Source organism: Chromobacterium sp. FG89 (assembly GCF_057808735.1).
The window spans coordinates 1-21,955 of record NZ_JBMDIQ010000023.1 but is presented as its reverse complement, the minus strand read 5'-3'; the positions used below and the strand labels follow the sequence as shown (position 1 = coordinate 21,955).

Below are 21,955 nucleotides of genomic sequence, written 5' to 3'. Positions count from 1 at the left end.
ATACGAGGGGGGAAACATGCATCAACACGCCAATATCAAAAAAGCCATCCAGTTGAGCAACAGCTTCTGGGACATCACCACCCAGGCCGGCATGGCCAATATCGTCACCCGCAACCTGGGCGACGGCCGCCATGAGGCGGTGGCCAACGGCAAGCGCTTCGTCAATATGTCGTCCTATTCCTATCTGGGCCTGGACTCGCACCCGGACATCCTGCAGGCGGCGGCGGACGCGGTATTGAACACCGGCTCGTTGAACACCTCGATTTCGCGCATCCGGGTGCAGTTCGACATCCTGCAGCAGGCGGAGGACGCGCTGGCGGAGCTGGTGGACGCGGAAACGCTGACCGTGCCGTCCTGCGCCGCCGCCGCCGCGGCCGCCCTGCCCCTGCTGGCCTCCGGCGCGCTGACCGAAGACGTGCCGCCCTTGATGGTGTTCGACAAGAACGCCCACTTCTGCCTGAACATGATGAAGCCGATCTGCGCCGACGAGGCCGAGATCCAGACCATACGCCACAACGATCTGAACGCGCTGGAAGACCTGTGCAAGACCCATGCGCGCGTGGCCTATGTCGCCGACGGGGTCTACAGCACCGGCGGCATGGCTCCGGTGCCGGAGCTGCTGGCGTTGCAGGACAAATACGGTTTGTTCCTGTTCTTCGACGAAGCCCACGGCCTGTCCACGCTGGGCCGCCACGGCCGCGGCCTGGTGCTGGAAACCATGGGCGGCATCAATGAGCGCACCTTGATCGTCACCTCGCTGAACAAGGGCTTCGGCGCGTCCGGCGGCGCCATCTTCCTGGGCCCGCGCCACGACGCCCAGCGCCGCAAGCTGGCCACCCGCTTCGGCGGGCCGGTGACCTGGTCGCAACGCATCAACACCGCCGGCCTGGGCGCCATCATCCAGTCGGCGGCCATTCACCGCTCCGAGGAGCTGCCGCGTCTGCAACAACGGCTGCAGGACAATATCCGCCTGTTCGACCAGCATGTGGCCTCGGACAATAGCGGCGAACCGCTGCCCATCCGCTTCGTCTCCATCGGCTCGGAGGAAAACACCATCTTCTACGCCAAGAGCTTGCTGGAAGACGGTTTCTACACCTCGCCCATCTTCTTCCCGGTGATCGCCAAGGGCCGCGCCGGCCTGCGCATCATGATCCGCGCCAATATGACGACGCAGGAGATCGAGCGCTTCGCCGCCTGCCTCAATCAGTTGCGAGCCGCCCATGAATGAGAAAACCCTGACCGCGCCGCCCGCGGCGCTGGCGCAGCCGGCCGGCCGGCTGATGGCGCTGGCCTGCCTGATCGTGTTCATGGCGCAGATGGCCACCACCGTGTATCTGCCCTCGCTGCCGGCGGTGATGCGGGAGCTGGCGATGAGCCAGAGCCTGGTGGAGATGTCGATTTCCGGCTATGTGGTGGGCGCGGCCTTGCCGGTGCTGTTCTGGGGCTCGGCGGCCGACCGCTGGGGCCGGCGTGGGCCGCTGCTGATTTCGCTGGCGCTGTTCGTGGTCTGCAGCCTGCTGCTCGCCTTCGTGTCCAACGCCGCGGAGCTGCTGACGCTACGGGTGGCGCAGGGCATCGCCGGCGGCGGCGCGGCCATCATCGCCCGCATCATCGTGCGCGATCACTGGCGCGGCGACGATCTGGCGCGCAAATTGTCCGTGCTCTCCATCGCCTTCATCACCGCGCTGGGCGGCGGCCAGTTCATCGGCGGCCTGATCGGCAAATACAGTCATTGGGAAGCCGGCTTCGCCTTGATGGCGGTCACCGGCGCCGTGGCGGCGCTGCTGACAATGGGCCTGCCGCTGCAAGCCGGCCGCCCGGCCGCCGCGGCCTCCGGTCCCAGCCCGTACTGGAGCATTCTGCGCCGGCCCGGCTTTCTGTGGCCGGCCTGCGCCGGCGGCCTGGGCTTCGCCACCACGGTGACCTTGCAAGAGGTCAGCCCCTTCGTGTTTCAGGAGCACTTCGGCCTGGCGGTGGCCGGCTTCGGCAACGTCGGACTGTTGATCGGCCTGTCCTATTTCAGCGGCGCCATGGTGGTGAACCGCCTGGTGGCCCGCGTGGGCGGGCTGCGCCTGATGCGCGCCGGCGCGGCGCTGCTGGCCGCGGCCACGCTGGCCATGCTGCTGGGCTGGCACTTGGGCCTGCTGGAGCGTCTGCCCGGCCTGTGGCTGTTCATCGGCCTCTACTGCCTGACCATTTTCGGCCAGGCGGTGCTGTTCCCCAACAGCATGGCCACCGCCGTCAGCGACGCCAAGGAGCACGGCGCGCACGCGATGGCGCTGTGCGGCTTCCTGCAGCAGGGGCTGGCCGGCATCGCCGCCACCGTCTCGGTGCTGCTGCATCACGACGGCGCCTGGACGCTGGCGGTGGCCGCCCTGGGCCTGTTGACCCTGTCGCAAGTGCTGTTCAAGGTGCGCGCGCGCGCCGCCTGAATCGAGGAAGCTCTTCCATGTCCCGTATCGAATCCCGCGTTCCCGCCTCCGGCGAGACGTTTGAACGCAACGCCGAAGCCTACCGCCAGCTGCGCGAGCGCATCGCCGCCGCCCGCGACGCCGCCTTGCAAGGCGGCGGTCCGGAGGCGCGCGCCAAACAGGCGGCCAAGGGCAAGCTGTCCCCGCGCGAACGCCTATCCCTGCTGCTGGACCCCGGCACGCCCTTTCTGGAGATCGGCCAACTGGCCGCCCACGACGTGTACGAGCACGCGGTGCCCTGCGCCGGCATCGTCACCGGCATCGGCATCGTCGCCGGCCACGCGGTGGCGGTGTTCGCCAACGACGCCTCGGTCAAGGGCGGCACTTATTACCCGCTGACGCTGCGCAAGCATCTGCGCACCCAGCAGATCGCCCGAGAGCAAGGCCTGCCCTGCCTCTATCTGGTGGATTCCGGCGGAGTCTACCTGCCCTTGCAGGAAGACATCTTCCCGGACGAGCAGCACTTCGGCCGCATCTTCCGCAATATCGCCGAGATGTCGGCGCTGGGCCTGCCGCAGATCTCGGCGGTGCTCGGCTCTTGCACCGCCGGCGGCGCCTACATCCCGGCGATGAGCGACGAAACCATCATCGTGCGCGGCAACGGTTCCATCTTCCTGGGCGGCCCGCAACTGGTGCGCGCCGCCACCGGAGTGATCGTGGACGCGGAAACCCTGGGCGGCGCCGATGTGCACACCCGCGACAGCGGAGTGGCCGACCACTACGCGCTCAGCGATGAACACGCGCTGCGGCTGATGCGGGACATCGTCGCGCGCCGCGGCCGCGGCCGGCAGTACGCGCCGCCGCAAGCGCCGCAACCGCCGCGTTACGATCCGGCGGAACTGGCCGGCATCGTCAGCGCCAACCCGCGCGAGCATATTCCGGCGCGGGAAATCCTGGCCCGGCTGCTGGACGACTCCGCCTTCGCCGAATACCGCGCCCGTTTCGGCGCCACCATTCTGTGCGGCACCGGCCACATCGGCGGCTATCCGGTGGGCGTGCTGATCAACGACGGCGTGCTGTTCTCGGAAAGCGCGCAAAAAGCGGCCAACTTCATCGAACTCTGCGCCCAACGCGGCATTCCGCTGCTGTTCCTGCACAATATCAACGGCTTCATGGTGGGCGCGGAATACGAGGCCGGCGGCATCGCCAAACACGGGGCCAAGATGGTCAACGCCGCCTCCTGCGCCCGCGTGCCCAAGTTCAGCATCCTGATCGGCGGCAGCTACGGCGCCGGCAATCTGGCCATGTGCGGCCGCGCCATCGGCCCGCAGTTGATGGCGATGTGGCCCAACGCCAAGACCACGGTGGTGGGCGGCGAACAGGCGGCGACGGTGTTGGCGCTGATCCGCGCCGAGCAATTGGAAAAACAGGGCAAGGCCTGGACGCCGGAAGAAGAGGAAAGCTTCAAGCGGCCGATCCGCGACGCCTACGAGCGCCAGGGCCAGGCGCTGTACGTGGCGGCCCGCATGTGGGTGGACGCCATCGTCGACCCGGCCCAGACCCGAGAATGGCTGGCGCTCAGCCTGGCGCTGGCCGCCGCCGCCCCGGTCCAAGACACCCGCTTCGGCGTATTCAGGATGTAAACACCATGTTCAAACGAATTTTGATCGCCAACCGCGGCGAGATCGCGCGCCGCATCGCCCGCAGCTGCCGGCGGCTCGGCATCGAGCATGTCGCCGTCTACTCCACGGCCGACGCCGGCGCCGCGCATCTGGAAGGGGCCGCGGAGCGGCGCTGGATAGGCGAGGCCCCGGCCAGCGCCAGCTATCTGAACGGCGAGGCCATCATCGCCGCGGCGCTGGACAGCGGCTGCGAGGCCATCCATCCCGGTTACGGCTTCCTGTCGGAAAACGCCGACTTCGCCCGCGCGGTGACCGCCGCGGGCCTGGTCTTCATCGGCCCCGACGCCGACACCATCGCCCAGATGGGCGACAAGGCGCGCGCGCGCCAATTGATGGCGGCGGCGGGCGTGCCGGTGACGCCGGGCTCGGCGGAAGCCACCGAGTCCTACGGCCTGATCCTGGAGAGCTGCGCCGAGATCGGCTATCCGGTCATTCTCAAGCCGGTGGCCGGCGGCGGCGGCAAGGGCATGCAAGTGGTGTGGGAAGAAGCCGCGCTGCGCGAGGCGGTGGACGCCGCGGTGCGCGTCGGCCGCTCCAGCTTCGGCGACGGCCGGCTGCTGGTGGAGCGCTATATCGCGCGGCCGCGCCATCTGGAAGTGCAGGTGTTCGGCGACCGCCACGGCAATGTGGCGCATCTGTTCGAACGCGAATGCTCCTTGCAGCGCCGTCATCAGAAAATCATCGAGGAGGCCCCGGCCTGCGCGATGCCGGCCGCCACCCGCGCCGTGCTGCTGGACACCGCGGTGCGCGGCGCGGCGGCCATCGGCTACCAAAACGCCGGCACTTTTGAATTCATCCTGGCGCCGGACGGCCAATTCTATTTCCTGGAGGTGAACACCCGCTTGCAGGTGGAGCACCCGGTCACCGAGGCCGTCACCGGACTGGACCTGGTGGAGTGGCAGTTGCGCGTCGCCGCCGGCGAAGCCCTGCCGCTGCGCCAGGAGGAGATCCGCGCCGACGGCCACGCCATCGAATGCCGAGTCTACGCCGAAGACCCGCTGCGCGAGTTCGCGCCCATGCCGGGCAAGGCGCTGCTGGCGCGCTGGCCGCAAGGCTGCCGCGTGGACGCGGCCTTCGACGGCGACGGCGGCGAGGTGCCGGCTTTCTACGATCCGATGCTGGCCAAGCTGATCGCCCACGGCGGCAGCCGCGCCGCGGCCTTGGACGCGCTGCGGGCCGCCGCGCGCGACACCGCGCTGCCGGGCCTGAGCACCAATCTGGGCTTCATCGAGCGGCTGCTGCGCGAGCCGCGGGTGCGGGCCGGCGAGCTGGACACCCATCTGGTCGACCAGCTCGCCGCCGCGCCGGAAGCCGCGCCGCTGGCCGAGGCCGTCGCCTGCGCCGCCGCCGTCGAACTGACCCTGGCCTGCGTCGAATCGTCCTCGCCCTGGCAGGGCGGCATCGGCCCGCACGACCGCGCCGCGCTGGACCCGGACGCGCCCTTGGGCCGGCTGAGCTATCGCGCCGGCGCCTCGCGCTGGCAGGCCCGGCTGCTGGAACGCTCAGGCGCCCAGGTCCGCGCGGCGGTGGCGGAGCGGAGCCTGCGCGTGGAACTGCGCCGCGACGGCGAGCTGTGGCGCGGCGAGGTGGACGGGCGGCAATGGAGCGCCCTGCCCTGCGGCGACGACATGGAGTTGACGGTGGCCGGCCATCGCCTGCGCTTGCAGGCGGAGCAGCCGGAAGCCGCCGAGGCGGACGCCGACGCCGGCCAGCGAGTGGCCTCGCCGATGCCGGGCACGGTGGTGGCGCTGCCGGTGGCGGTCAATGAGCGGGTGGAGGCCAATCAGGTGCTGGCCGTCGTTGAGGCGATGAAGATGGAAAACCGCATCTACGCGCCGCGCGCCGGCGTCGTCAGCGCGTTGCACTGCCGGGTGGGCGACATCGTCGCCGCCGACCAGCTGCTGGTCAGCGTCGCGGCCGACGAGGCTTGATCGGCCTCTAGCCGCTCAGCCATGAAAAAAGCGCGGGCCGCGGCCCGCGCTTTGTCTTGGCTTGCTGGCGTTCAGGACTGCGCGGACGCGCTCAAACCGGCCAGCTGTTGACGTTCCGGCTGCCGGAAATCCACCGCCATCATCACCGACAGCGCGGTGATGGTGACGATGGAGAAGAAGAACAGCTGACGCGCCCAGACGCGGTCGTCGGTGCTGCGCTTGTAGCCGGACAAGGCCATCTTCAGCCACCACAGGCTGGTGGCCCCGGCCACCGCCAGATAGCCGTAGCCGGCGTAGCCGCCGAAGGCCAGCATCGCGGTGGCGGCGCCGAAGGCCAGGATGTAGAGCACGATCTGGCGCTTGGCGCTGGAAATGCCCTTGACCACCGGCAGCACCGGAATCCCCGCCGCCTGGTAATCCTGCAGGCGGAAGATGGCGATGGCGTAGGAATGCGGCATCTGCCACAGACAGAACATCAGCAGCAGGATGGCCGCGCCGGCGTCGAAACGGCCGGTCACCGCGCAATAGCCGGCCACCGGCGGCACCGCGCCGGACAAGCTGCCCACCAGGGTGCCGTACACCGAATGGCGCTTCATATAGAGGCTGTACACCCCCACATAGATGACGAAGCCGAACAGCACGCAGCCGAAGGCCAGCGGATTGGTCCAGCGCCACAGCGCGTAGAAGCCGGCCAGGCCGAGCAGCAGGCCATGGGCCAGCGCCGCCCGCGCGCTCATCGCGCCGGTGACCAGCACCCGCTTGCGGGTGCGGGCCATCTTGGCGTCGATGTCCCGGTCTATGCAGTTGTTGATCGCGCAGCCGGACGCCACCACCAGCGAGAGGCCGGCCAGGGTGGCCAGCAGCAAGCTCCAGTCAACCCGGCCCTGGGCCGCCAGCAGAAAACCGCCGACGGCCGAGATCAGGTTGCCGAAGATGATGCCCGGCTTGGTCACCTGCAGATAGCGCTTGAATGTCAAGACGGTCTCTCTCAAACCCGCCTCAGCGCATCATCAGCGCGTCGGCGGTGTAGATGATCCAGATCGACAGCCCGACCAGCAGCACGATGACCATGCCGGTGAACAGGAAGGAGAAGGTATTGAGCTTGCCCTCCTTGCTGAAGTCCAGATGCAGGAAATACTTCAGATGCACCACGATCTGCACCACCGCCAGCGCGAAGATGCCGATCGCCGTCGCCTGCGGCGTGAAGGCGCCGCCCATCACCATCCAGAACGGAATGGCGGTGAGCGCCACCGACAGCAGGAAGCCGATCAGATAGCTTTTCACGCTGCCGTGGGCGGCGTGTTCATGTGCCTGGCTCATCCCATGGCTCCTTTCAGGTAGACGACGGTGAACACGCAGATCCACACGATGTCGAGGAAGTGCCAGAACAGCGACAGGCAGTTCAGACGCGTCATCGCGCGGCCGGTCAGGCCGGTCTTGGCCACTTCCACCATCATCACCGCCATCCAGATCAGGCCGGCGGTCACGTGCAGGCCGTGCAGGCCCACCAGGCCGAAGAAGGCCGACAGGAAGGCGCTGACCTGCGGGCCGTGGCCCTCGGAGATCAGGTGGTGGAATTCGTTGATTTCCAGGCCGATGAAGGCGGCGCCGAACAGGAAGGTCATGCCCAGCCAGCCCAGCACCGCGGATTTATTGCCCTTCTGACCGGCGATCATCGCAAAGCCGTAGGTGATGGAAGACAGCAGCAGCGCCGCGGTCTCCACCAACACGTATTGCAGATCGAAGATCTCCTTGCCGGACACGCCTTCCGCCACATTGCGGAACAGCACAGCGTAAGCCGCGAACGCGCTGGCGAACAGGATGCAGTCGGTCATCAGGTAGAACCAGAAGCCCAACACGGTTTGCGAACCGCTGTCGTGGTGCTCGTGGTCGTCGTGCGCTTCGTGCGCGTCTTTTACATAAGTCGTCATGTCGGATTCAACCTGTTACGCGGTGGTGGTCGGACGCGCCGCCTTGTGCGGCTGGGCCGGGTCGCGCTCGGTGTAGTTGTCCACATCGATGCCCAGTTTTTCGAAACGCTCGCGCTCGATGGCCTCCACTTCCTCCGGCTGCACGTAGTAGTCCAGATCGTTGTCGTAGGCGCGCGCCAGCATGCAGCCGACGATGCCCACCAGACCGACGATGGCCAGCCACCAGATATGCCAGATCAGGGCGAAGCCCAACACCGTGGTGAAGCCGCCGATATAGACGCCCATCGCGGTGTTCTTCGGCATGTGGATGGGCTCGTAGGACTTGGGCACCGCGTAAGCCACGCCCTTTTCCTTCATGTCGGTGAAGGCGTCGATGTCATGCACCACCGGCAGCTTGGCGAAGTTGTAGAACGGCGCCGGGGACGAGGTGGACCATTCCAGGGTATGGCCGTTCCACGGGTCGCCGCTGACGTCGGCCAGCTTCTTGCGGTCGCGGATGCTGACCACGATCTGCAGCAGTTGGCAGGCGATGCCGCAGGCGATCAAGAGCGCGCCGAACAGCGCCAGATACAGCCACGGCTCCCATTCCGGGTTGGTGGTGTAGTTCAGGCGACGGGTCATGCCGAGGAAGCCCAGCACGTACAGCGGCATGAAGGCGAACATGAAGCCGATCTGCCAGAACCAGAACGAGGCCTTGCCCAGTTTCGGGTTCAGCTTGAAGCCGAACACTTTCGGGAACCAGAAGGTCACGCCGGCCAGATAGCCGAACACCGCGCCGCCGATGATGGTGTTGTGGAAGTGGGCGATCAGGAACAGGCTGTTGTGCAGCACGAAGTCCGCGCCCGGCACCGCCATCAACACGCCGGTCATGCCGCCGATGGAGAAGGTGACCATGAAGCCCAGCGTCCACAGGATGGGGGTTTCAAAACGCAGGCGGCCGCGGTAGATGGTGAACAACCAGTTGAACAGCTTCACCCCGGTCGGGATCGAAATGATCATGGTGGCGATGCCGAAGAAGGCATTGACGCTGGCGCCGGAACCCATGGTGAAGAAGTGATGCAGCCACACCATGAAGCCCAGGATGGAGATCGCGCCGCTGGCGTAGATCATGGACTTATGGCCGAACAGGCGCTTGCCGGTGAAGGTGGACACCACCTCGGAGAAAATGCCGAAGGCGGGCAGCACCAGGATGTACACCTCGGGATGGCCCCAGGCCCAGAACAGGTTCAGATACATCATCGCGTTGCCGCCGGCTTCCGCGGTGAAGAAATGGAAGTCCAGATAGCGGTCCAGGCTCAGCATGGCCAGCGCGCCGGTCAGGATGGGGAAGGAGCTGGCGATCAGCACATTGGCCCAGGTGCAGGTCCAGGTGAAGATGGGCATGTCCATCAGCTTCATGCCGGGGGCGCGCATCTTGATCACGGTGACCAGGAAGTTGATCGCCGTCAGCGTCGTCCCTATCCCTGATATCTGCAAGGCCCAGGTGTAGTAATCCACCCCCACGTCCGGACTGAAGGCGATGCCGGCCAAGGGCGGATAAGCCACCCAGCCGGTGCGGGCGAAGTTGCCCACGCCCAGCGACAGGTTGACCAGGATCACCGCCGCCACCAGCAGCCAGAAGCTCAGCGAGTTCAGGAAGGGGAAGGCCACGTCGCGCGCGCCGATCTGCAGCGGCACCACGATGTTCATCAGGCCCGTCATGAACGGCATCGCCATGAAGATGATCATGATCACGCCGTGGGCGGTGAAGATCTGATCGTAGTGATCCGGCGGCAGCACGCCGTGGCTGCCGCCGGTGGCGATGGCCAATTGCGCGCGCATCATCAGCGCGTCGGCGAAGCCGCGCAGCAGCATGATCATGGCGACGATGATGTACATCACGCCTATCTTCTTGTGGTCGACCGAAGTCAGCCACTCATGCCACAGATAGCCCCATTTGCCCATTTTGGAGATCAGGGCCACCAGCATCAGCCCGATCAGGCCGACGCCGCCCAGCGCGCCCATCACAATGGGCTCGTGGAAGGGGATGGCGTCCAGCGTAAGTTTGCCTAACAGCATGTCTTGATTACTCCTTCACCGTCAGCGGTTCGCACAGGCTCTTGGCCAGCGCGGCCAGCTTCACGTCGGCCTCGGTGGCGGCCAGCGAGGTGCGGCCGGTCATGTATTTGTGCAGCACGCCCTGGAACAGATAGGGGGTGACGGCGCCGTAATAGGCCACCGGGTTCTTTTCGCTGGGCAGCACCAGGCCGCGGTAGCCGTTCACGTCCAGCGTCTTGCCGGAGGCCTTGACCTTGGCGACCCAGGCTTCGAACTCCGCCGGCGTCTTGGTGGCGACGGCGTTGAACTTCATGCCGGAGAAACCGGCGCCGCTGTAGTTAGCGGAGAAGCCCTTGTACACGCCCGGCTCATGCGCCAGCAGATGCAACTGGGTCTGCATGCCGGCCATCGCGTAAATCTGGCCGCCCAATTGCGGGATGAAGAAGGAGTTCATCGCCGCGTCGGAAGTGATCTTGAAGTTCACCGGCACATTGCTGGGGAAGGCCAGCTCGTTGATCGTGGCGATCTGCTGCTCCGGATAGATGAACAACCATTTCCAATTCAACGCCACTACCTGCACCTCGATCGGCTTCTGGTCGGAATCCAGCGGGCGGTACGGGTCCAGCTTGTGGGTGGTTTCCCAGGTCAGCACGGCGAGGAAGGCGATGATGATGCAGGGAATCAGCCAGACCACCAGCTCGATCTTGGTCGAATGCGACCATTTCGGCTCATAGACGGCGTCCTTATTGCTGGCGCGGTACTTCCAGGCGAAGAAGAAGGTCATCAGGATCACCGGGATGACCACCAGCAGCATCAGCGCGGTTGCCGTGATGATCAGGGACTTCTGCTCCGCCGCCACGGGGCCCTTGGGGTCAAGGATTCCGCCTTGACACCCGGCGAGCAGCAGCGCCGAAGCTACAGCAAGTCCCCGCCACAGGCGTGAGGGTCTTTGGTTTCTCATCATTTACGACTTTACGGGTTGAACATTCTTGTTATCTCGCCCGGGCGCGTAAGGCTGCGCGCCATCGGCCCCGGCGGCGGTAATCCAGGCCCGGCTCAAGACCGGACGGCAACGGCAAGCCCTTGCGCGGCCGACGGCCATGCAAATGCTGTTGGCATAATAAAAAGCAATGCGGAACTCGCAGCGCGAGCTGATCAAAATCGAAAGGTCGGCATGATCAATCGACAGGGGCGACGCGAATCGCCCCGGGTGGATGACGCGACAGGAAAACGGCGACAAGCGGCCTTCCCCTGCTGGGACATCACAACGCTGACAGCCGGCGAACCCTCGGGCGGAGACGCGTCTTCCGGCGGGCAAGCAAGCCCTGGACGGCGCAGAAAGCGGCGGGAGCATCCCGGTTGTGAAGCCAGGCGGCGCTATTAAAAACAGTTCGCCCCCAACTTTCAAGGGCAAATTTGATCCAGGTTAACGGCCGCTCGCGGGGTAAATCCAGAGAGCTTGTTACAGATCAATGACGAAAATAGAGCCAAAGCGCAGACATGGCGTGATCTAGAACGAAAGCATGAAGTAAATACTCGAACCTATATACAGTTTCAAACTGTTACAAAAAAGCTGGAACTCCGCCCCTTGCAGTGCACAAAAACAACGCGATTCAATACAAATCGCAACAAAAATATAAATCAAACAATATGGATTGACAGCGAGGAAAACGCCGGCCCCGCCTGGCTCAGGCGTCGGGCAGACATAGCAAGGCATTGCGCAGAAACGCTTCGAAACTGCGGCTCTCCACCAGCCGGGTGCCGGCGCGCTGACGCATGAAGGAAACGAACAGCTCGTAGATCGCCATCGCTTCCTCGTACTCGGTCTTGCTGATCGCCAGCAGGAAGATCACCCGCGCCACGCCGCCCTCCCCCCAGGCGATGCCGTGCGGCGCGATGATGGTGCACACCGTGGTCTTGCGCGCCAGCAAGCCCAGCGAGTGCGGCAAGGCGATGCCGTCGCCCAGCATGGTGCTGAGGATGTCCTCGCGCTCGCGCACCGAAGGCAGGAAATCGGCGTCGACATAGCCCTCCTCGCGCAGCCGCCCGCAAACGCGCTCGAACAGCGCCTGCTGGCTCAGCCCCTGCTCCGCCACCCAGAAATGCTGGGCGGAAAAATAGCGCTCCAGCATATAGGGCCGGGTGCGGTCCACCGCCACCAGCCGCGCCAATTGCTCCAGCTGGTAATCCGACGGAAACGGCGACAGCAGCGCCACCGGCTTGCGCTTGTCCTCCAGCCTCACCGTGGACACCACGAAATCCGCGCCCACATGCTCCAGCGCCTCGTACTCCTGACAGGACAAGGCGGCGCACACCTCCAGCTGCGGAAAGCGACGCCGCAGCACCGCCTCCAGCGTGCGCAGCGTGGCGTTGCCGCCATCGCACACCAGCAAGGCCTGCGGCCGGCGCAGATAACCGATCTGGTAATGGCGCTCCAGCCCCACGCCGATGTGCAGCACCAGATAGCCGATCTCGTTCTCCGAGATCCGGTACGGCGAGTGCTTGGCCCAACTCGACACCGCCGCCAGCGTGAAGTCGTAGGCCAGCGCGTAATGCTGCTTGATGTCGGCCAACACCGGATTGGCCAGCGTGATCTGGTAACGCACCCGGGTGATCATGGTTTTGACGTGGGTGACCAGATCGTCGCGCAATTGCCGGTCGGCGCGCAGATCGTAGCGGTAATGGCGGTTGATGTAGTCGAGGATGTAGCGGACCAGCGCGTCGGCGTCGTCGGCGTTGATCGCGCTGGGCAATATGCCGCTCAGGCTGCGCGCGGCGATGTTGACGCAGAGGAAGGCTTGCTCGGCGGCGGCGATCTCCACCCCGCTCATGCGCCGCAGCAGGCCGGCGATGTGCGTCGCGGCCTGGGCCGCCGCCGGCGGCGCTTCCTCGCAGGAGAAATCCTGCAAGGGAAAACCGTCGACGATGCGCTTGGCCGCCACCGCGCAATAAAAGCTCAGGAACTGGGCGCCGTCGTCGCTGAGGCGGACGCCGGCGCGGCTCAGGCAGCCGGGCAGGCCGGCGCGCACCGTCGCCAGCGCGTCGGCCAGCACCGGGTCCGCGCTCAACAAGGGATGGTCCGCCCGCTCCGCCGCCAGCTGCGCCAAGAGATCGCTGAGACAGACGCGGATGGAGGATTCCGCGCCCAGCAGCTTCATGCCGTAATGCGGCTTGGCCTCTATGCTCAGGCCGTAGCCGGCCAGGCGCTCGCGCACCTCGGCCATGTCCGTCTGCAAGGTGGCGCGGCTGACGCACCAGGCGTCGGCCAGATCCTGCAGCTTCAAGGCGTAGGCGGAGCCGAGGAACTGCGCCAGCAGATAATGCACCCGCTCGCCAGCCTGACGCGGAATGGCGCGGCCGGAGCCGGCCTGCGGCCGCACCTGCTGGAAGCGTTCCGGATCGTCGGCCTGCAGCCGGTAGCCCTCGCCGCGCTTGAGCACGAAGCGCGCGCCGTGCTCGGCCAGAATGGCGTTGAGCGCGTCGATGTCGTTGCGCACGGTGCGGGTGGACACCGCCAGCCGGCGCGCCAGCTCTTCCTGCGGCAGCGCTTCCGCCTGCAGGGCGGCAAAGGCCTGGGCCAGCCGTTGATAGGGGAATTTGACCATGAGCCTCCTTCTTAAACCCATCCGCGCCCGGCCTCCCCGGACGCGTCTACAACAAGGCTTTCACCATCGACAACAGCCGCTCCACGTCGCCGGGCCGGGTTTCGCCGCTGGCGTCGATGATGGAACTGTACACATGCGGTATCACCTTGGGCACGCCGGCCTCCAGCGCCAGGCGGACGATCTCGCTGAAATTCTCCAGCGTGATGCCGCCGGTGGGCTCCAGCCAGAAATCATGCCGCGCGCAGGCTTCCGCCACCGCCAGGTATTCGTCGCGGCAATCCAGCCCGCCCATGGGGAAGTACTTGATCGAACTGCCGCCCATATCCTTGAGCATGGCGATGGCGGTGTCCACCGGCGCGGCGCAGACCGGCGCGCCGGCGCTGAGCGGGCCGGTGGACACCTTGACCAGGCCCGGAATGCCGCTGGGCGACACCAGGCCGTTGACCACGGTACGCGCCTGACCCAGCAGCGCGCGGCTGGCGCCCACGCCGGTGAACACCTGATTGACGTGCTGCGGCTGCACTTGGCCGGCAATGGCGCTGACCATGTCGGACTGGCGCGGATCGCCGGCGCCCAGTCCCACCGACAAGGCGTTGTCTATCAAGGCCGCGTACTCGCGCATGTCCGCCACCGCGCTGTCCACGTCGGCGTAGTTCTTCGACAGCACGCCCACCAGCACATGGCCTTCCGCCGCCTGATGAATCTGACGGGCATTGTGCTTGCTTCCAGCCAGTACATTCAAGCAAACGCGGTCCTGATAAAAATGGGGTTCCAGTTTCATGCCTTCTCTCCCGTCAGCAAGCGGCGGATGCGCGTGCCGATCTGTTCCAGCTGAGCGGCGTCCACGCTGCGCGCGTCCACCTCCAGCTTGCCCTCGTTGGCCCGGTATTCCCGGAAATAAATGGCGACCTCGCCCTGTTTCAGCGCGGCGGCGGCGGCCACCGCGCTGACGCCGGTGGCGCTGGCGTCGAAAGCGATCTCTGCGCGGGCGATGTCGCGGCCGGCGGCGTCCCAGACCAGGCGCGCGCTGACGCCGGCCAACTGGTTCAGCCCGGCGATGAAGGGCCGCAGCCGCTCCGCCATCGCCGCCCCGCTTTCCTTGTCCTGCTTCAGATAGCGTTCTATCGCGCACGTCAGGCCCAGAATGCCCTCCTTGCCCACCTTCATCGCCCGGCCTATGCCCTGGCTTTGCAGCTTGACCCATTCCACATACTGGCGGCGGCCCAGCACCAGGCCGCTGGTCGGCCCCTCTATCGCCTTGGCCCCGCTGTAGATCACCAGGTCCGCGCCCAGCCGGTAATACTCGCGCAAGTCCTCCTCCGCCGCCGCGTCGACGATCAGCGGCAGCTTCCGGCGGCGCGCCACCTCGGCGGCCTCGGCCACGCCGAGCACGCTTTTCTGCAAGGCGTGGTGGGACTTGATATACAAAATAGCCGCCGTGCCGGGGCCGACCGCCGCCTCCAATTGCGCGGCCGAGCACTCATTGCCCCAGCCGGCCTCCACCACCTGGCCGCCGCCCAGCGCCACCATGGCGCCCACCGGCGCGCCGAAATTGACGTTGTGCCCCTTGGGCAGCACGATCTCGCGCGGTCCGGCCACCGGCTGCGCGTGCAGATTCACCAGCAGGCGCGGGTCGTCGCGGACGATGACGGCGGCCACGGACTGGGCGATGCCGGCGGCCGCGCAGGACACCACCGTCGCGGCCTCCGCCTCCAGCAGCCGGGCGATGTAGTCGCCGGTCTTGTCGACCAGATCCTTCATCTCGAAATACCGCTCCAGGCCCTGGACCATCGCCGCCCTCACTTCCGGCGCCGGCGTGGACACGCCGAGCAGGGTCATGCGGCCGGAAGCGTTGATCACCGGCTTAAGCTGGTACTGCTCATAGATCGAAGACATGACAAGCCTTTCCTTGTTCGGTGGGCAGCAAGACGCCGCCCGCCACCGCCGCCAGCGGCGTCAGGTGCCGCACGCCGGTCAGCGTGTCGCCGTCGCAGTCGCTCTGCGGCCGCGGCGCGGTTTCAATGTCGAAGATGGTCAGATCGGCGTCCGCGCCCGCTTCCAGCCGGCCTTTTCCTCCCAGTCCCAGCGCTTCCGCCGGCCGCCGGGTCACGCAGTCCAGCACCTTCTCCAGCGGCATGCCCAGGCTCAGGAATTTGGACATCACCGCCGCCAGGCCGAACACCGGCCCGGCCACGCGGTTGCGGCAATAGATGTCCGAGCTGATGGTGTCCGGGTACAGGCCCAGCGCCATGGCTTCGCGCGCCACGCGGAAACTGAAGCTGGCGCTGCCGTGGCCGACGTCCAGCAGCACGCCGCGCTCGATCGCCGCCCGCACCGAGGCGCGCAGCGCGCCGGCGGCGTCCAGGATGCGGTTGGGCTTGCCATTGAAGCAGTGGGTGACGATGTCGCCCGGCTCCAGCCATTCGGCGATCTCGTCCAGCGACGGCGGGGTGTTGCCGATGTGCACCATCAAGGGCAGCGGCCCGAAGCGCCGCTGTATCTCCTTGGCCCGCGCCAGCGGCGCGACGCCGTTGGCGCCGACCACGCTGCCGCTGAGCCGCGCCTTGATGCCGACGATGAAATCGCGATGCGCGTGGATGGCCGCGCCGGCCAGCGCCACGTCGACGTCGTCCAGATTGGCCAATTCATGCTGGGTGACGAGGCCGATGCGCGAGATGTTCAGCAAGGCGCGCACATCGGTGCGGCAAGCGCCGGCCTGCTCGCGGAAGGCGGCGACGTCGTCGGCCCCTACGCTGCCGGCGTCCACCACTGTGGTGACCCCGCCGGCCACGCCCACCTGATCCGGCTCGTCGTGATAAATCGGCGAGGCCGGGTTGCAATGCACATGGCCGTCTATCCAGCCGGCGCTGAGCCGCCAGCGTCCGTCCAGCCGCAGCGTGCGCCGGGCCGGGCCGTCCAGCCGCCCCAGCCCGGCGATCTTGCCGTGGCGGACCGCAATGTCCATTACCGAGCCGTCGGCCAGCAAAGCGTCCTTGATCAGCAAATCATCCATCGCCGCCTCCTCAGGCAATCGCCACCGGGAACAGCGTGCCCAGCAGCATCGCGCCCAGGATGGCGCCGCCGGTGATGGGCTTGCCCCACAGATAGAAGACCAGCGCGCCCAGCAGCGAGCCGACGCCGATGGGAATCGACGCCGCCATCGCCGATAGGATGATCAGCGGGCCGAGGAAGCGGCCGGAGGAGTTACCCGCGCCCATCATCACGTCGGCGCCGTAAGTGGAATTGCCCTGATTGATGGTGAATTTGCGCGCGAAAATAATGACCGCGCCGATCAGCAAGCCGATCACCATCCCGGTGGCCAGCGCCGCGCCGAAGTTTTCCACCGGAAACAAGATGCCGGCGCCGAGGAACATCGCCGGAATGCCCAGGCCGACGCCGGTCATGATGGCGCCGCCGATGTCCAGAATGCCCACCAGCGAGCCCTCTATCACCCGGGCGAACAAGAAGCTGGCGCCGAAGGCGGCCACCGCGCCGTAGACGCCGGTGTCCATGCCGGCGCGCAGCATCGACACGAAGGCCACCTCGTTGAAAGCGCCGATGCCGTAGACGTAATACATATGCGTGCCGGCGAACACGCCGGCGGACAACAGCCCCACCAGCAAGGGAAAAGACCAGTCCGCCAGCCAGAAACCCCCGGTTTGTGCTTGTTCAGTCATCATTCTCTCCTTCAACCTCAAGCGCCGCGCACGGCGGCGTGCAGCAGTTCCAGCCAGGACGGGGCGTTCAAGTGGAAGCTGCTCAGCAGCTTCAGATCAAAGCCGCGGAAGAAGGCGCTGAGCGCGAACAGCGCCACGATGGCCGCCATCATCAGCTTGGTCACCTTGTTCCAGCCGCCCTCGTCCACGCCCTTTCCGATCAGAATGCCCAGCACCAGGCCCGGCACCGCATTGCCCATGATCAGTTGGGCCAGGCCGCCGAACACCGTGCCCCACAGACCGGAACGCCGGCCGGCCTCAATCGCCGCCAGCCAGAAAATCACCGGCATCACGGTGTTGACCAAGAGGTTGGCCGCGGGCACCAAGACCTTGACCGCGGTGATTTGCAGCGAAGCCGGCACCGCCGAAGCGGTGGTGTTCAGGAAGGCCACCAGCAGCATGCCGATTACCCCGCACACCAAGGCCATCTTGCGCGGGTTGTGCAGGGTCTCCGCCAGATTGCGGTTGCGCGCCAGCAAAGCCGCGGCGCCCCAGTGCGGAATCACCCGGTGGTCGATGTCCTGGGTGAAGGCGCCGGCGGCCACCGACGAGGCCCAGGCGTTGAAGAAAAAGCCCAGGCCGAAGGAAAAATGCGAGGCCGGGTCGCCCTCGCAGGAATTGAGCTCGCCCAGGGTGCGGAAAGCGCCCATGCCCTGGGAAGTCGGCGCGTGGAACATGCGGGCCGCGCCGGCGCCCACCGCGACGCCGACCAGACCGCCTATCAACAGCGACTTGAGAAGAATGATCAGAAGCATGGCTTCCTCCTCGGAATAAAACGACAGCCGGCGCCTAAACCTGGCGCGCGACGAAGGGCACGGCCTCGATATCCAGCGCCGTCACGCTGACCTCCACCTCCAGCGTGACGGCGTAGCTGAGCCTGTCCCGCGGCAGGAAGAAGAACAGAAAGCGCTCGCGGCGGCGGATCTCCTCCGCCGCGACCACCGTCACCCGCATGGGCTCGATGCGCAACAGCACCGGATGGCCGGCCGCCGTCACCGCGCGCTGCACGCCGGACAAGGCGTCGGCGCAAGCTTGCGCCTTGCTGTCGCCGCGGCCGCTGACCGTCACGCTGGACTCGAAACGCCTTTGCATCGCTCAGCCGCCGTATTTCTTCTGATAGGCCGCCACCAGCCGCTGCCCCAGCTCTTCCTTGTCCATGAAGCCGAAGCCGAGCACGGTGTAGCCCTCCTCGATCGCGGTCACGCCCTCCTCCACCGAACGCATGCCGTACTTGGCCTTGTAGCCGTACTTGGTCTGCGCGGTGATGGCGCCGGCGCCGCCGCTGCCGCAGAAGGAAATGCCCAGCTGCGCGCCCTCCGCCTGCATCACGTCGCCCAGCTTCATATCCGCGGCCATGCCCGCGATCACCACCGCGCGCGCGCCGGCGGCCTCCGCGCCCGCGCCCACTTTCTGTCCCTTGCCCAGGCGGTCGCCAATCACTACGGTTATCTGTGTCATTGTCTTCTCCTCTATCTCTCTATCTATGCACGGCGGACTTCAGGCCTTGTTCTTGGCCATCTCGAAATGAATGGACAGCAAAAGCGCTTCCTCTTCCGGCAGATTGCCGAACAAGGCCACCACCGCGGCGGACAGCCGCCGCGTGGTGTCCGAGATCTCGTCGAACAGGCTCTTGTCGAAATCCGGCAGCCCTTCGCCGGTCAGCGAGCGGCGCGCCATCGCCAGCACGTGCGAATCCAGCTTCTGCTGCTGAACCTCGGTCAGAGACTTTCCGGCCGCGTCCAGCAAGGCGGGAATCTGGCCCAGAACCTGGTCCGCCAGGCGGCGGATCGCGGTCTGGTCGACGGCGGCGGGACGGACTTGATCGTTCATGAGCTTTCCTTTGCAAAACGGTTGGCAATGTCAGGAAACTGTAATCAAGCCGCCGGCAACTGTGGACCGGTGGATTTTCCGCTTCGAAACGGAAATCGCCTGCTCGCCGGGCGGAAACAAGGCGGTCCTGACCGTGCTTGCAGTTGAAGCGCGCGGCGGCTCGGGCGATACTTCGCGGATTGACCACTGAATAGATGGATGCAAGGCATGACCCACCGCATCGTGTTTGTAGAAGACGACGCCGACCTGGCCGAGCTGATCAGCGACTTTCTGTCCCGCCATGAAATGGACGTGGTGGTGGAACCGCGCGGCGACGCCGCGCTGGACACCATCGCCCGCGAAGCGCCGGACCTGGTGCTGCTGGACATCATGCTGCCCGGCAAAGACGGCCTCTCCATCTGCCGCGAGCTGCGTCCCAAATTCGACGGCCCCATCATCATGCTGACCTCGCTGGACAGCGATATGAACCAGATCCTGGGCCTGGAACTGGGCGCCAACGACTACATCCTGAAAACCACGCCGCCCTCGGTGCTGGTGGCGCGGCTGCGCGCCCAGCTGCGCAATCTGCGGCCCGCTTCGGCCAGCGCCGACGCCGCCGCGCCCAAGCCCGGCACCCGCAAAGTGGTGTTCGGCCAACTGGCGATAGACCCGATCAGCCGCGACGTGACGCTGGCCAATGAAAAGATCCCGCTGTCCACCTCGGACTTCGATCTGCTGTGGCTGCTGGCCAGCCACGCCGGCGAAACCCTGAACCGCGACATCCTGCTCAAGGAAATGCGCGGCGTCAGCTACGACGGCCTGGACCGCAGCATAGACGTGGCCATCTCGCGGCTGCGCAAGAAACTGGGCGACAATCCCAGCGAGCCGTTCCGCATCAAGACGGTGCGCAACCGCGGCTATCTGTTCTCCTTGTCCGGATGGGAGTAAGCGCGCATGCGCCGATTGTTCATCCAGTTCTACCTGCTGCTGATGACCTGTTTCCTGGTGGCGGTGGTCTTGGTGGGCGCGGTCTACAAGCAGGCGGTGGACGACGTGGGCGAGCGCTATCTGTCCGACCTGCTGCGCACCACGCTGTCGCTGATCGAAGCCGATCTGCGCGGCGTGCCGGAAGACCGCTGGAGCGAAACGCTGGCCAACTCCGACCACGGCTTCACCTTCCGCGTCAAAGTGGAGAAGATGAGCAGCTATCTGCTGGACGACGAATCCAAGCAGGCGCTGGACCGCGGCGAAATCGTGATGCTGGAAGACAAATACGTGTTCCTGCAAAAGCTGGAGGACAGCAACTACCTGTTGGTGGCCGGTCCGCTGCGCTATCTATTCTTCCTGCACCAGCTCAAATGGTTCGACTACGCGCTGCTGGGCTTCATCGGCCTGTCGCTGGCGATACCGGTGTTTCTATGGATGCGGCCGCACTGGCGCGACCTGGTGGCGCTGGAGCAAACCGCCGGCAAGCTGGCCAGCGGCAATCTGTCCGCCCGCGTGGACCTGCCGCCGCGCTCCGGCGTCAGCCAGCTGGGCGTCGCCTTCAACCACATGGCCGACAATATCGCCGCGCTGATCAATAGCAAGAAGACGCTGACCAACGCCGTGGCCCATGAACTGCGCACTCCGCTGGCGCGGCTGCGCTACCGGATGGCGCTGCTGGAAGGCGACGAGAGCAGCCCGGAGCGGCAGGCGATAGAGCGCGACCTCTCCGCCATCGACAAGCTGGTGGAGGAGCTGCTGCTGCACGCGCGGCTGGACCGGCCGGAAGCGCCGCTGAAGCTCAGCAGCTTCGACGCCATCCCCTGGGCCAAGGACCGCATCGCCGGCCAGGCCGCGCTGACGCAGGACATTCAATGGCTGGAGCCGGCCGGGGCCAGCCTGGCCATCACCGCCGACGAACACCTGCTGACCCGGGTGCTGGACAACTTCCTGTCCAACGCCCGCCGCCACGCCAACCGCCTGGTGCAGACCAGCATCATCGTCGAGCAGCGCCACTGCATCATCATGGTGGACGACGACGGCCCCGGCATTCCGGAACAGGACCGCGGCCGGGTGTTCGACGCCTTTGTGCGGCTGGACGAAAGCCGCGGCCGCAAGACCGGCGGCCACGGCCTGGGCCTGGCCATCGTCGCCGGTATCGCCCGCGCCCACCGCGGCGAGGTGAAAGTGGAAAGCTCGCCGCTGGGCGGCGCGCGCTTTCTGTTCCGCTGGCCGATCTGACATCCGCCGTCGCCGCGCCTGTACATTCCGTAACATTGGGATACACAGAAGGCATAGACTCAGCCCCTTGTCATGGTTAGCATTTCGGCCTGAAAAGGACTACATGTCCACTTTCATACCAATCCAAGAAACTTAGGAGTTTCATAAATGAAAAAGCTGGCTCTGCTTGCTCTGACCGCTGCTTTCAGCCTGGTGTCCGTTAACGGCTTCGCCGCTGAAAAAGCTGCTGCTTCCGCTCCGGTTGCGATCCACAAGGCTAAGAAAGCCGAGAAAAAAGTAGCGAAGAAAGAAGCTTCCGCTGCTCAAAAAGCTCAGGCCGCCAAAGCCGAAGCTTCCGCTCCGAAGGCTAAAAAAGCCAAGAAGCACGTAGCTAAGAAAGAAGCTTCCGCCGCTCAGAAAGCTCAAGCCGCCAAAGCTGAAGCTTCCGCTCCGAAAGCTAAAAAAGCCAAGAAGCACGTAGCCAAGAAAGAAGCTTCCGCCGCTCAGAAAGCCCAAGCCGCCAAGGCCGACGCTTCCGCTCCGAAAAAAGCCAAAAAAGCCAAAAAGCACGTAGCTAAGAAAGAAGCTTCCGCTGCTCAGAAAGCTCAAGCCGCTAAAGCCGACGCTT

Annotated in this window: 22 protein-coding genes; 8 read left to right on the top strand and 14 right to left on the bottom strand. The window is 65.8% G+C overall.

The genetic code is table 11. The features are described 5' to 3' along the window. The first annotated feature begins 16 nt into the window (after window positions 1–16). The 4 genes from ACODRW_RS19455 to ACODRW_RS19440 are packed head-to-tail and all read left to right on the top strand — an operon-like array spanning window position 17 to window position 6,024. Complete coding sequence (locus ACODRW_RS19455) at window positions 17–1,228, top strand: 8-amino-7-oxononanoate synthase family protein (protein ID WP_227104775.1); 1,212 nt, start codon at window positions 17–19, stop codon at window positions 1,226–1,228. Further along, the gene (locus ACODRW_RS19450; RefSeq protein WP_488906492.1) at window positions 1,221–2,432 is read left to right on the top strand and encodes an MFS transporter; all 1,212 of its coding nucleotides are present in this window, start codon (window positions 1,221–1,223) and stop codon (window positions 2,430–2,432) included. Before ACODRW_RS19455 ends, ACODRW_RS19450 begins: the two co-directional genes overlap by 8 nt. 17 nt (window positions 2,433–2,449) lie before the next feature. Beyond that, window positions 2,450–4,054, top strand: a complete 1,605-nt coding sequence (locus ACODRW_RS19445) for a carboxyl transferase domain-containing protein (RefSeq protein ID WP_488906491.1) — start codon at window positions 2,450–2,452, stop codon at window positions 4,052–4,054. 5 nt (window positions 4,055–4,059) lie between these two features. Then, complete coding sequence (locus ACODRW_RS19440) at window positions 4,060–6,024, top strand: acetyl/propionyl/methylcrotonyl-CoA carboxylase subunit alpha (RefSeq protein WP_488906490.1); 1,965 nt, start codon at window positions 4,060–4,062, stop codon at window positions 6,022–6,024. A 71-nt stretch (window positions 6,025–6,095) separates the two neighbouring features. Here the strand turns inward: ACODRW_RS19440 and cyoE are convergent, their stop codons facing one another. The 14 genes from cyoE to ACODRW_RS19370 form a co-directional block, all read right to left on the bottom strand. After that, window positions 6,096–7,001 carry a heme o synthase gene (gene cyoE, locus ACODRW_RS19435; protein ID WP_488906489.1) on the bottom strand — a complete coding sequence of 302 codons (906 nt, stop codon included), beginning with the start codon at window positions 6,999–7,001 and terminating at the stop codon, window positions 6,096–6,098. A 22-nt stretch (window positions 7,002–7,023) separates the two neighbouring features. Then, entirely contained in the window at window positions 7,024–7,344 is a 321-nt protein-coding gene (cyoD, locus tag ACODRW_RS19430; protein WP_048408833.1) for a cytochrome o ubiquinol oxidase subunit IV, read from the bottom strand. Next, entirely contained in the window at window positions 7,341–7,955 is a 615-nt protein-coding gene (cyoC, locus tag ACODRW_RS19425; RefSeq protein WP_166452675.1) for a cytochrome o ubiquinol oxidase subunit III, read from the bottom strand. The genes cyoD and cyoC overlap by 4 nt, the downstream gene beginning before the upstream one ends. Before the next feature lie 15 nt (window positions 7,956–7,970). Further along, window positions 7,971–10,013 (bottom strand): cytochrome o ubiquinol oxidase subunit I, encoded by a 2,043-nt coding sequence (gene cyoB, locus ACODRW_RS19420; RefSeq protein ID WP_107800428.1) that lies wholly within the window; start codon window positions 10,011–10,013, stop codon window positions 7,971–7,973. 7 nt (window positions 10,014–10,020) lie between these two features. After that, window positions 10,021–10,953 (bottom strand): ubiquinol oxidase subunit II, encoded by a 933-nt coding sequence (gene cyoA / locus ACODRW_RS19415; RefSeq protein ID WP_107801943.1) that lies wholly within the window; start codon window positions 10,951–10,953, stop codon window positions 10,021–10,023. A gap of 727 nt (window positions 10,954–11,680) precedes the next feature. After that, window positions 11,681–13,597: a BglG family transcription antiterminator gene (locus ACODRW_RS19410; protein WP_488906488.1), complete on the bottom strand. Its 1,917-nt coding sequence runs from the start codon at window positions 13,595–13,597 to the stop codon at window positions 11,681–11,683. A 46-nt stretch (window positions 13,598–13,643) separates the two neighbouring features. Continuing rightward, window positions 13,644–14,378 (bottom strand): 2-dehydro-3-deoxy-phosphogluconate aldolase, encoded by a 735-nt coding sequence (dagF, locus tag ACODRW_RS19405; protein WP_081545444.1) that lies wholly within the window; start codon window positions 14,376–14,378, stop codon window positions 13,644–13,646. After that, on the bottom strand, window positions 14,375–15,493 hold the full coding sequence (locus tag ACODRW_RS19400; protein WP_488906487.1) for a DgaE family pyridoxal phosphate-dependent ammonia lyase: 1,119 nt from the start codon (window positions 15,491–15,493) through the stop codon (window positions 14,375–14,377). Before ACODRW_RS19400 ends, dagF begins: the two co-directional genes overlap by 4 nt. Continuing rightward, window positions 15,477–16,610, bottom strand: a complete 1,134-nt coding sequence (locus tag ACODRW_RS19395; RefSeq protein WP_488906486.1) for an amidohydrolase/deacetylase family metallohydrolase — start codon at window positions 16,608–16,610, stop codon at window positions 15,477–15,479. Before ACODRW_RS19395 ends, ACODRW_RS19400 begins: the two co-directional genes overlap by 17 nt. Window positions 16,611–16,620: 10 nt before the next feature. After that, on the bottom strand, window positions 16,621–17,274 hold the full coding sequence (locus ACODRW_RS19390; protein WP_019101591.1) for a DUF4310 family protein: 654 nt from the start codon (window positions 17,272–17,274) through the stop codon (window positions 16,621–16,623). Between the two features lie 17 nt (window positions 17,275–17,291). After that, complete coding sequence (locus ACODRW_RS19385; protein WP_166452683.1) at window positions 17,292–18,068, bottom strand: DUF4311 domain-containing protein; 777 nt, start codon at window positions 18,066–18,068, stop codon at window positions 17,292–17,294. A 34-nt stretch (window positions 18,069–18,102) separates the two neighbouring features. Beyond that, the gene (locus tag ACODRW_RS19380) at window positions 18,103–18,405 is read right to left on the bottom strand and encodes a DUF4312 family protein (protein ID WP_043591096.1); all 303 of its coding nucleotides are present in this window, start codon (window positions 18,403–18,405) and stop codon (window positions 18,103–18,105) included. 3 nt (window positions 18,406–18,408) lie between these two features. Beyond that, the gene (locus ACODRW_RS19375; protein WP_107800435.1) at window positions 18,409–18,771 is read right to left on the bottom strand and encodes an SFCGS family glycine-rich protein; all 363 of its coding nucleotides are present in this window, start codon (window positions 18,769–18,771) and stop codon (window positions 18,409–18,411) included. Window positions 18,772–18,810: 39 nt separating this feature from the next. Beyond that, complete coding sequence (locus ACODRW_RS19370) at window positions 18,811–19,143, bottom strand: glycine dehydrogenase (protein ID WP_107800436.1); 333 nt, start codon at window positions 19,141–19,143, stop codon at window positions 18,811–18,813. Here ACODRW_RS19370 and ACODRW_RS19365 point away from each other — a divergent pair. From ACODRW_RS19365 to ACODRW_RS19350, 4 genes are all read left to right on the top strand, one after another. After that, window positions 19,142–19,333, top strand: coding sequence for a hypothetical protein (locus ACODRW_RS19365; RefSeq protein ID WP_488906485.1), 192 nt, complete (start codon window positions 19,142–19,144; stop codon window positions 19,331–19,333). The two genes, ACODRW_RS19370 and ACODRW_RS19365, sit on opposite strands and share 2 nt — an antisense overlap. A 17-nt stretch (window positions 19,334–19,350) precedes the next feature. After that, window positions 19,351–20,070, top strand: coding sequence for a two-component system response regulator RstA (rstA, locus tag ACODRW_RS19360; protein ID WP_235086934.1), 720 nt, complete (start codon window positions 19,351–19,353; stop codon window positions 20,068–20,070). A gap of 6 nt (window positions 20,071–20,076) precedes the next feature. Next, window positions 20,077–21,348: a two-component system sensor histidine kinase RstB gene (gene rstB / locus ACODRW_RS19355; protein WP_107800437.1), complete on the top strand. Its 1,272-nt coding sequence runs from the start codon at window positions 20,077–20,079 to the stop codon at window positions 21,346–21,348. Between the two features lie 147 nt (window positions 21,349–21,495). Continuing rightward, window positions 21,496–21,955: hypothetical protein (locus ACODRW_RS19350; RefSeq protein WP_488906484.1), on the top strand; the 460-nt coding region annotated here is incomplete at its 3' end.

Bases quoted from the DNA above. Each gene is read 5' to 3' on its own strand.
- ACODRW_RS19380 (WP_043591096.1), bottom strand. From the start codon at position 18,405: ATGCAAAGGCGTTTCGAGTCCAGCGTGACGGTCAGCGGCCGCGGCGAC.
- ACODRW_RS19440 (WP_488906490.1), top strand. From the start codon at position 4,060: ATGTTCAAACGAATTTTGATCGCCAACCGCGGCGAGATCGCGCGCCGC.
- ACODRW_RS19370 (WP_107800436.1), bottom strand. From the start codon at position 19,143: ATGAACGATCAAGTCCGTCCCGCCGCCGTCGACCAGACCGCGATCCGC.
- ACODRW_RS19410 (WP_488906488.1), bottom strand. From the start codon at position 13,597: ATGGTCAAATTCCCCTATCAACGGCTGGCCCAGGCCTTTGCCGCCCTG.
- ACODRW_RS19375 (WP_107800435.1), bottom strand. From the start codon at position 18,771: ATGACACAGATAACCGTAGTGATTGGCGACCGCCTGGGCAAGGGACAG.
- rstB (WP_107800437.1), top strand. From the start codon at position 20,077: ATGCGCCGATTGTTCATCCAGTTCTACCTGCTGCTGATGACCTGTTTC.
- cyoB (WP_107800428.1), bottom strand. From the start codon at position 10,013: ATGCTGTTAGGCAAACTTACGCTGGACGCCATCCCCTTCCACGAGCCC.
- rstA (WP_235086934.1), top strand. From the start codon at position 19,351: ATGACCCACCGCATCGTGTTTGTAGAAGACGACGCCGACCTGGCCGAG.
- ACODRW_RS19445 (WP_488906491.1), top strand. From the start codon at position 2,450: ATGTCCCGTATCGAATCCCGCGTTCCCGCCTCCGGCGAGACGTTTGAA.
- ACODRW_RS19450 (WP_488906492.1), top strand. From the start codon at position 1,221: ATGAATGAGAAAACCCTGACCGCGCCGCCCGCGGCGCTGGCGCAGCCG.
- ACODRW_RS19400 (WP_488906487.1), bottom strand. From the start codon at position 15,493: ATGTCTTCGATCTATGAGCAGTACCAGCTTAAGCCGGTGATCAACGCT.
- ACODRW_RS19390 (WP_019101591.1), bottom strand. From the start codon at position 17,274: ATGACTGAACAAGCACAAACCGGGGGTTTCTGGCTGGCGGACTGGTCT.
- ACODRW_RS19455 (WP_227104775.1), top strand. From the start codon at position 17: ATGCATCAACACGCCAATATCAAAAAAGCCATCCAGTTGAGCAACAGC.
- dagF (WP_081545444.1), bottom strand. From the start codon at position 14,378: ATGAAACTGGAACCCCATTTTTATCAGGACCGCGTTTGCTTGAATGTA.
- ACODRW_RS19385 (WP_166452683.1), bottom strand. From the start codon at position 18,068: ATGCTTCTGATCATTCTTCTCAAGTCGCTGTTGATAGGCGGTCTGGTC.
- cyoC (WP_166452675.1), bottom strand. From the start codon at position 7,955: ATGACGACTTATGTAAAAGACGCGCACGAAGCGCACGACGACCACGAG.
- ACODRW_RS19365 (WP_488906485.1), top strand. From the start codon at position 19,142: ATGAGCTTTCCTTTGCAAAACGGTTGGCAATGTCAGGAAACTGTAATC.
- ACODRW_RS19395 (WP_488906486.1), bottom strand. From the start codon at position 16,610: ATGGATGATTTGCTGATCAAGGACGCTTTGCTGGCCGACGGCTCGGTA.
- cyoD (WP_048408833.1), bottom strand. From the start codon at position 7,344: ATGAGCCAGGCACATGAACACGCCGCCCACGGCAGCGTGAAAAGCTAT.
- cyoA (WP_107801943.1), bottom strand. From the start codon at position 10,953: ATGAGAAACCAAAGACCCTCACGCCTGTGGCGGGGACTTGCTGTAGCT.